Origin of the sequence: Lentzea sp. NPDC042327 (assembly GCF_040647275.1) — a bacterium.
Taxonomy (GTDB): Bacteria; Actinomycetota; Actinomycetes; order Mycobacteriales; family Pseudonocardiaceae; genus Lentzea.
Window position 1 is genome coordinate 649,920 of the sequence record NZ_JBEZBX010000004.1, and the last position, 8,685, is coordinate 658,604.

Below are 8,685 nucleotides of genomic sequence, written 5' to 3' on the forward strand. Positions count from 1 at the left end.
CGCGTGCCCTGGAGCCGGGGATGACGGTGCGCGGCACGGTCTCCGGTGGCGTGGAGTCCGGGTGCCTGCTGCTCGACACGGGCACCGCCCAGTACCTCCTGCTCGGCGCCGACCCCGCCATCGCGGTGGCCGGTGCCGTGGTGGAGGTGAGCGGGCGTGCGGAGCCCGGCGCGATGACGACCTGCCAGCAGGGCACGCCGTTCCAGGTCACGCGCACGCAGCGGGCCGGCGGCTGACCGGCCCGGACGGCGACCGGTCCTGCCACGCGCGGTGGCAGGACCGGAGGTCGTGGGCCGTGACTACTTCGCGAGCGCCTCGCGCAGGAACGCGACCGCCTGCTTGATCGCGGCCTCGGCGGCGTGCGTGCCGCGCAGCGCGTTCAGCATCACGAAGTCGTGGATCACACCGGCGTAGCGGACGGCGGTGACGGGGACGCCTGCCTCGCGCAGCTTGTCCGCGTAGGCCTCGCCCTCGTCGCGCAGCACGTCGGCCTCCGCGGTGATCACCAGTGCCTGCGGCAGCCCGGCGAGCTGCTCGGTCGTGGCGCGCAGCGGGGACGCGGTGATCTCCGCGCGCTCCACCGGGTTCGTCGTGTACTGGTCCCAGAACCACTGCATGGCGTCGCGGCGCAGGAAGTAGCCCTCGGCGAACTGCAGGTAGGAGTCGGTGTCGAAGGACGCGTCGGTCACCGGGTAGAACAGCACCTGGGCCTTGAGCGGCACGTCGCCGCGTTCCTTGGCCTGCAGCGTCAGCGCGGCGCTCATGTTGCCGCCGACCGAGTCACCGGCGACGGCGATGCGGGTGGCGTCGAGGCCGTGCGCGGCGCCCTCGGCGACGACCCAGCGCGCGGCGGCGTAGTTCTGGTCGATCGCGACCGGGTAGCGGGCCTCCGGCGAGAGCGAGTAGTCGGGGAACACGACGGCCGCGCCGGTGCCCGCGGCGAGCTCGCGGACCAGGCGGTCGTGGGTGTGGGCGTTGCCGAACACCCAGCCGGCGCCGTGGATGTAGAGGACCACGGGCAGCGGGCCGGTGGCACCGACCGGCTTGACGACGCGGACCCGGAAGCCGTCGAGCTCGACCCACTCCTCGTCGACCTCGGGCTTGGCGATCTCACCGGACTGCACCTCGTCGACCGTCCTGCGGCCCTCCTCCGGTCCCAGGTCGGACAGGAACGGCGGCTTCGCGGTGGCGGCGGCGAACTCGGCGGCGGCGGGTTCGAGGACGGGGCGCTTCATGACTTCCTCCTGGCGTTCCGGGGTGGTGCCATAAAACTAGTGCGCGATTAAATCGTACACAACGTAATCACTGCCTCATCGCAGCCCGGAATAACCGCGGCGGGGCACGTCGTCGGACGTGCCCCGCCACCTCCCCGCACAGGCGGTCTAGCCGACCGTGAACGCGGAGGTCGCCCCGGTGAAGCCGGTGACCCTCCCGGTCCAGCCGGACTTCTCGTCGCCGTGGTGCACGATCCGGTAGGTGCCCGCGGGCGTGTCCGCCGGGACCTGCCAGGTGATCGTGGCGTTCGAGAACGCGATCCCGACGCGTTCCCACCGGTAGCGCGTCGCCCAGTCGCCGTCGTCGGCCACGCGCACCCAGGTGCCGTTCACCTGCCGCTGCACCTCCAGGAACGTCCCGTTGCGGCGCAGGTTGTTCTTCGGGTGCCCGGTGACGAACACGGCCGTGACGGTCTCACCGCGCGCGTAGGACGGCTTGAGCGCGTTCAGCACCGAGCCGTAGCTCTTGTCGGCGGGCTTGTCGTCCAGCACCACACCGGTCTGCAGGTTGATGTCGGTGAACGGCGGCCTGCCCGGCACCGGACCGGCGGGCAGCGTGGTGCCGTTCTTCATCGACGCCGCCAGCTTGCCGAACTCCTGCTGGTAGGCGGGCGTGGTGTTGCGGCCGAACAGGGTGGAGCCGCCCTCGTACTGCTGCGAGTCGTACTCCTCCGGCGTGGTGACGTACTGGCTGTAGTCGTTGGCGTAGCCCTGGATCAGGACGGTGCGCACCGGCACGCCCAGCTCGGCGGCCACCGACTGGCGGATGCGCAGACCCGCGGTGATCGTGACCTCACCGGGCACCGCCACGAGGTGCAGCTGGCCGATGCGGACGAGCTGCAGCGGCAGCACGTTCGGCGTCGCCGCGACCAGACCGGTGGGCACCAGGGACGCCTTGGGGAACTGGCAGTCCCGCAGCCACTGCGGCACCTCGACGTTCAGCGGCTCGAACAGCTTCTTCAGCGGCGACTGCATGCCCTCGGAGAAGCCGGGGATCGCGGGGCCGTCCTCGACGCTGCCCGCGATGGTGGAGGCGCCGACGACGCCCGAGCAGGTCGTGCCCGGCTGGCCGGTGGTCGTGTAGCGGCCCTCGACCTGCACGGTCGACATGTCCACGAACCGCATCCGCGAGTCGACACCGCCGGACAGCTCCGCGCGCGGCCCGTTGTAGATCTCCTGCGCCTTGCGGTTCTGGCGCTCGCCGATGATGCGGGCGTTCTCCCACTCGTTCTCGGTGGGACCGGAGCCGGGCTTGAGGTTGAGGTTCGGCGACATGTCGCCGGCGTTGGTGTTCGGGAAGGCGGCGACGAAGCCCGGTGCGTTGTCCAGGTACCGCACGCCCTCGTCGTCGTGCTCCCACTGGTAGGCCGCGTAGCCCTTGTTGTCCGGGGAGATCAGCGTGTTGGCGTTGGTGACCGAGGTGTTGTGCGTGGCGAACCAGCTGATCGCGCCGACGTCGGCACCGGACTGCCTGAACCGCAGCACGGTCATCTGCGGGTCGATGCCCTGCGGGAAGAACCCCTTGTCCGGGTTGCGGTCGAACGCCACCCGCGACCGGTTGACCGAGGCGTTGGTCAGCTCGCCGAAGCCCAGCGACACCGAACCGGGCCTGAGGTCCTCGTGCGCCTCGACGATCGACTCGGTGATGCCGTCGACCACGGCGGCGAGCGCCTGCGGCTGCATGCCGAGGATCGACAGGTTGTAGGCGAGGTTGTGCGAGTAGCCGCCGGGGCCGGAGTGCGTGTGGGTGGCCGACAGCAGCAGGTTCTCGCGGGTGTAGGTGGTGCCGTAGCGCGGCTGGAGCTTCGCGAGCACGCCCTCCTGGACCGCGCGGAAGATCATCGCGAGGTCGGCGTTGACGTACGCGACGCGCTTGTTCGTGGCGCGGTCGACCACGATGTAGGCCCGCGACCGCAGCCGCTGGTGGATGCCGGTCGTCTTCTGGTCGAACTTCGAGTAGCCCATCATGCCGTTCTCGGCGGCCGGGCCGGTGACGTCGGAGATGCCGCGGCCGACGAGGTAGGGCTCGGGTTCCGCCCACGCGGACGGTCCGCTGACCAGTGCCGCTCCCGCCAGTGCCGCAACGACCGTCATGACTGCTGTCCGCATGGACACCCCGCTGAAGTGAATGGGATTCACATTTCAGGAGCCACGGTAGGTGATCCAGACCACTTCGAGCAAGTGACGGCGAGTGCGTTGGCGGTCACGACGAGCAAGATCCCGGCCCAGTGGTGCGGCGCCAGCTCCTCCCCGAGCACCACCAGCCCGGCCAGTGCGGCGAGCACCGGGTGAACGCTCATCGCCAGTCCGAACAGGCGCGCGGGAACCTTCCTGAGAGCGATCACATCGACCGCGTAGGGCACCACGCTGCAGAAGACACCGGCGCCGATCGCGTACAGGACCGACATCCCGGTCAGCTTCCCGTGCACCACCAGCAGCACCGCGACCGGGACGTAGAGCGTCGCCGACATCGCCGTCGCGACGGCGGGCGCCTGCAACCCCGGCAGCCGCGCGCCGACCAGCCGGTTGAGCAGGATGTAGGCGGCCCAGCAGCCCGCGGCCAGCAGGCCGAGGCCGACACCGAGGTAGTCGCTGCTCGGGCCGGGCAGCACGAGCACGTACACCCCGACCGCCGCGACCAGCACGAACAGCACGTCGCGGCGCGTGCGCGACCCGGCCAGCGCGACGCCGAGCGGCCCGAGCACCTCCAGCGTCACGGCGAGGCCGAGACCGATCCGGTCGATCGCCATGTACAGGCTGAGGTTCATCGTCGCGAACACCAGGCCGAGCGCGATCGTCGGCCACCACTGCGCCCACGTGAACCGGCGCAGGTTGGGCCTGGCCATCGGCAGCAGCACGGCGGCGGCCACGAACTGGCGCACCGCCACCACCCCGGCCGGTCCGATGGCGGCGAACGCGTGGGCGCCCACCGCGGCGCCGAGCTGGTTGCTGGCCGCGCTGGCGGTCATCGTCGCGAACGCTCCCGTGCTCTTCATGCGCACCAGCCTGCGTCGGCCGCATCGATGCGGGAAATGCATGAGCCGCACGACCTATACGCTGAACGCATGGATTTCCGGCACCTGCGCGCGTTCGTGGCGGTGGTCGACGCGGGCACGTTCACCGACGCCGCCGCCACGCTCGGCCTGACGCAGGCGTCGGTCTCCCGGTCGGTCGCCGCGCTGGAGGCGGCACTCGGTGCCCGGTTGCTGCAACGCACCACCCGGCACGTGGCGCTGACCCCGACCGGCACGCAGGTGCTGGCCGGTGCCCGCCGCGTGCTGGACGAGGTCGCGCACCTGCACCTGGTCGTCGAGCAGTCCCGCACCGAGCTGCGCGTCGGCTACGCCTGGGCCGCGCTCGGCCGGCACACGCGGCGCGTGCAGAAGGCCTGGGCCGCGGCCCATCCCGGCTTGCCGCTGGTGTTCGTGCACTCGAACTCGGCGTCAGCGGGCCTCGCGGAGGGCGCGGCCGAGGTCGCGGTGGTCCGCCGCGCGCTCGACGACCCCAGGTTCGAGACGGCCCTGCTCGGCACCGAACGCCGCTACGGCGTGGTCGCGACGGACAACCCGTTGGCGCGCAAGCGTTCCCTCAAGCTCGCCGACCTGGCGAAGTACGCGATGGCGATCGACGACCGCACCGGCACCACCACGCTGGACCTGTGGCAGCCCGGCGGGGCACCCGCGGTCGTGCGCACCACGAGCAGCGTCGACGAGTGGCTGACGCTGATCGCGGCGGGCCAGGCCGTCGGCATGACGTCGGAGGCCACCGCCAACCTCAACCCGCGTCCCGGCGTCGCCTACCGGGTCGTGCGGGACGCGCCGCCGATCGCGGTGTGGCTCGCGTGGTGGAAGGACCAGCCGCCGCGGCACCTCACGGACCTGGTCGCGCTGGCCTGCGAGGCCTACCGGGGGTGAGGAAGCGCTCCCATTCCCGTCCGGTGCGGACCTGCCCGTCGCGCCATCACCTCGTGCACCACCGCGATCAACGCCCTGGTCGCCGCGGTCGGGGCGCGGTCGGCGGGCCGGGCCAGCCCGATCGGCCAGCGCAGGTCCGCACCGGTCACCCGCAGCGTCGTCACGCCCCGCGCGCCACCGAGGACGTAGCCGGGCAGCAACGCGATGCCCAGCCCGTTGCGGACGAAGTCGACGCCGGTGACGATGTCCGAGATCTCCAGCGTCACCCGGCGCGGCACGGCGGCCGCGGTGAACGCGCGGTCCGCGACGGCCCGGTTGCCGTAGCCCAGCGGCGAGTCGATGAAGTCCATGCCCGCGAGGTCGGTGATGGGCACCTCTTGCCGGCGCGCCAGCGGGTGGTCGTCGGGCACCACCAGGTCCATGACCGAGTGCGCCAGCTCGTCGAGGACGATCCCGGCGGGCACCTCCCCCGGCAGCGACACGAAGGAGAGGTCGAGCCTGCGGTCCAGCAGCTGCTCGACCAGCCCCACCGAACCCCCGGTCGCCGCACGCGTGCACACCTGCACGCCGGGGTGGCGGCGGTGGAACTCGCCGAGCAGGCCGGGCAGGTCGACCAGGGTCATCGCGGTGAGCGTGCCGATCCGCACCGTGCCGGTGAGCCCGTCCTTCACCTGCGCGACGGCGTTCCTGGCCTCGGTGGCGGCGTCCAGCACGGCCTGCGCCCTGGGCAGCAGCGCCGCCCCCGCGTCGGTCAGCAGCACCCGCTTGGAGTTGCGGTCGAGCAGCGGCGCGCCGAGGTCGCGTTCGAGGGTCTTGATGGCGGCCGAGACCGCCGACTGCACCACGTGCACGCGGGCGGCGGCGCGGGTGAAGTTGCCCTCTTCGGCGACCGCGACGAAGTACTCCAGCTGACGGAGGTCCACACCAGCGAGTATCTCAGAAGGTGATGATCGCGAGCTGCAACTTTCGTTGGACGTGATGATCCGCCGGGCACAGGGTGGGGGCATGTCCGTGCTCCTCGAAACACCGGTCGCCCCGACCGCCACCAGCAAGCCCCACGGCCGCGGTTTCTGGGCCGTCGCCTTCGCCTTCGCCGTCGCGATGGCCTACTCGACCGTGCCCGCACCCCTCTTCCCGCTCTACGTGGCCCGCGAGGGGTTCTCGACCTTCGCCGTCACCGTCGTGTTCGCCGCGTTCGCGGCCGGCGTCGTGATCAGCCTCGTGCTCGCGGGTCACGTCTCGGACTGGGTGGGCCGCAAGAAGGTCCTGCTCCCCGCGCTCGGCCTGGAGGTCGTCTCCGCCGTGCTGTTCCTGACCAGCACGGCACTGCCCGTCCTGGTCGTCGCCCGCGTGGTCAACGGGCTGGGCGTCGGCATGATCGCCGCGACCGCCACCGCCTACCTGCACGACCTGCACACCCGGCACCGCCCCGGTGCCTCCCCGCGCCGGTTCGAGATCGTCTCCACCGCGGCGAACATCGGCGGCCTCGGCACCGGCGCCCTGCTCGCGGGTGTGCTCGCGCAGCACTCGGCCACCCCGCTGAGCACCCCGTACGTCGTGCTGGCCGGGCTGCTCGTCGTGGCCCTCGCCGCCGTCGCCCTGACGCCGGAGACCGTGCAACGCCGCAGGGTCCCCTACCGCCCGCAGCGGATCAGCGCGGACCACGGCGACCGCAGGGCCTACTTCGCCGCAGCGGCCGGCGCCGTGTCCTCGTTCGCGGTGTTCGGCGTCTTCTCCTCGGTCTCCACGGGTTTCGTGGCGGGCGAGCTGCACCACCCGTCCCGCACGCTGGCCGGGCTCGTCGTGTTCATCGTCTTCGGCGGTGCCGCGCTCGCCCAGACCGCGACCGGCGGCCTCTCCCCCGCCGCCCGTCGCGGTGCGGGGCTCGGCGGGCAGGCGCTCGGCGTCGTGCTGGTCGTGGCCGGCATGACCGCGACAAGCCTCCCGCTGTTCCTGCTCGGCGGCGCGGTCGCCGGGGTGGGCGCGGGCGTGCAGTTCAAGTCCTCGGTGGGCGCGGTCGCGGCGATGGCGGCCCCCGCACGCCGCGGTGAGGCGCTGGCCGGTCTGTTCTTCCTCGCCTACCTGGGCATGAGCGTGCCGGCGCTGGCGATCGGCCTGGCTACCCGCTGGCTCGCGCCGACCACCGCCATGACGTGGTTCGCCGGGCTCCTGCTCGTGCTGCTGGCCGGGGTGGCGGTGCTCAGTCGACGTGCGTCGTGACCGGGTGCCGCACGTCCGCGGTGCAGGTGAAGACGTTCAGGTTCCCCTCGCGGCCGAACACCCACTCGACGTCGTCACCGGACGGCTCGTGCGTCGCGAGCGACAGCGTCTGGCGCTGGAGCGCACCGCACTCGGGGCAGTGGAACTCGACGGGGCCGCTCTGCCACCACGCGGTCCAGCCGCCGATCTTCGTGCCACCCGAGACCTTCTCGGCGCTCTCGGTGTACCGGATGGGTTCGAGCACGTTGACCGTGGGGACGTAGAGCTCCTCCTGCGCAGACGGCTCCGGCTCCTCCTCGACCAGCTCGACCACCGCCGCGGAGTCGCGCCACACCAGCCGCACGTCCGGCCCGTAGGCGTGCGGGAGGTCGTGGTGCAGGGTGCAGAGGAAGACCTGCAGCACGTCGGTGCCGTCCGGGAAGGGCAGCTCCGGGAAGTCGCGCCGGTAGAGCTGCACGGCGCCGACGAACGGCTCGCCCCCGCTCGCGGGGTCGTGCGCGGCACCGTCGCACCACGGCCACGGCTCGTCGATCGGCCACAGCACCGGGCCGCCGATGTGGCTGTCGGCGTCGGTCGGATCGCCTTCCAGCGGGTTCAGCAACACCGCGGGACGCGCCTGTTCGTCGGTGGTCGGCACGAGCCGGAAGGCTAGCGGCCGGGCGGCGGGGTAACGATGGCGCGGTCGGCACCGACCTCAGCGGGCATGAGGTTCTTGATCACACCGGTGCTCCTGGCCGTCCTCGCGACGGGCTGCACCTCGGAGGTCACCGGGTCCGGTACCGGCGCGGACACCACCACCACCACGACCACCACCACTGCGGCCGACCCGACGACCAGGCAGGTGGAGACGCCGACCACCACGGCGGGCAAGGCGACCGCACTGGACGGCGTGCCTCCCGAGCAGTACGAGAGCCTGCCCTCGCAGTTCTGCGACCGCCCCTTCGCCGGCGCCCGCGGCAAGCCGATGCTGGCCGTCGTGGTGGAGACCCCCGCGGGGAGGCTGAACTGCGACCAGGCAGCGGCCGTGCTGGTCGACTACTACACCGAGCGCCGGGAGCCGATGTCCGGCATGCCGCCGGTCGAGATCGGCCCGATGTCGTGCAACCAGGCCCCCGAGGGGATCATGCCGCAGGTCGTGTGCGCCGACGAGGACAACGTCATCTACTCGATGTGGCCGCAGACGTGACCCGGCGGGGGTGGGCGAGGAGCAGGACGCGGGGTCGTTCTTCCTGCAGCCGGTCGTCGACGCGCTGACCTACGGCGCCGACATCGGCCTC

At 72.1% G+C, this 8,685-nt stretch carries 9 protein-coding genes; 4 read left to right on the forward strand and 5 right to left on the reverse strand.

Annotated features, from left to right (window positions below):
- The first annotated feature begins 20 nt into the window (after positions 1-20).
- On the forward strand, positions 21-236 hold the full coding sequence (locus AB0A63_RS13710; protein ID WP_360389815.1) for a hypothetical protein: 216 nt from the start codon (positions 21-23) through the stop codon (positions 234-236).
- 63 nt (positions 237-299) lie between these two features.
- On the opposite strand, the gene AB0A63_RS13715 is transcribed toward AB0A63_RS13710, so the two are convergent.
- The 3 genes from AB0A63_RS13715 to AB0A63_RS13725 form a co-directional block, all read right to left on the reverse strand.
- Complete coding sequence (locus tag AB0A63_RS13715; RefSeq protein WP_360389818.1) at positions 300-1,235, reverse strand: alpha/beta hydrolase; 936 nt, start codon at positions 1,233-1,235, stop codon at positions 300-302.
- Positions 1,236-1,382: 147 nt separating this feature from the next.
- A complete protein-coding gene (locus tag AB0A63_RS13720) occupies positions 1,383-3,368 on the reverse strand; it encodes a neutral/alkaline ceramidase (RefSeq protein WP_360389821.1) in 1,986 nt (661 codons plus the stop codon).
- A gap of 41 nt (positions 3,369-3,409) precedes the next feature.
- A complete protein-coding gene (locus tag AB0A63_RS13725; protein WP_360389824.1) occupies positions 3,410-4,270 on the reverse strand; it encodes an EamA family transporter in 861 nt (286 codons plus the stop codon).
- A gap of 69 nt (positions 4,271-4,339) precedes the next feature.
- On the opposite strand from AB0A63_RS13725, the gene AB0A63_RS13730 reads away from it, so the two are divergent.
- A complete protein-coding gene (locus tag AB0A63_RS13730) occupies positions 4,340-5,188 on the forward strand; it encodes a LysR family transcriptional regulator (RefSeq protein ID WP_360389826.1) in 849 nt (282 codons plus the stop codon).
- Here AB0A63_RS13730 and AB0A63_RS13735 read toward each other — a convergent pair.
- Positions 5,176-6,111 carry a LysR family transcriptional regulator gene (locus AB0A63_RS13735; RefSeq protein ID WP_360389829.1) on the reverse strand — a complete coding sequence of 312 codons (936 nt, stop codon included), beginning with the start codon at positions 6,109-6,111 and terminating at the stop codon, positions 5,176-5,178. The genes AB0A63_RS13730 and AB0A63_RS13735 overlap by 13 nt on opposite strands.
- Before the next feature lie 82 nt (positions 6,112-6,193).
- Here AB0A63_RS13735 and AB0A63_RS13740 point away from each other — a divergent pair, with 82 nt between their 5' ends.
- Entirely contained in the window at positions 6,194-7,408 is a 1,215-nt protein-coding gene (locus tag AB0A63_RS13740) for an MFS transporter (protein WP_360389832.1), read from the forward strand.
- On the opposite strand, the gene AB0A63_RS13745 is transcribed toward AB0A63_RS13740, so the two are convergent.
- Positions 7,389-8,045, reverse strand: coding sequence for a hypothetical protein (locus AB0A63_RS13745; protein ID WP_360389834.1), 657 nt, complete (start codon positions 8,043-8,045; stop codon positions 7,389-7,391). The two genes, AB0A63_RS13740 and AB0A63_RS13745, sit on opposite strands and share 20 nt — an antisense overlap.
- Positions 8,046-8,111: 66 nt before the next feature.
- Here AB0A63_RS13745 and AB0A63_RS13750 point away from each other — a divergent pair, with 66 nt between their 5' ends.
- Complete coding sequence (locus AB0A63_RS13750; protein WP_360389837.1) at positions 8,112-8,594, forward strand: hypothetical protein; 483 nt, start codon at positions 8,112-8,114, stop codon at positions 8,592-8,594.
- The last annotated feature ends 91 nt before the right edge of the window (positions 8,595-8,685 follow it).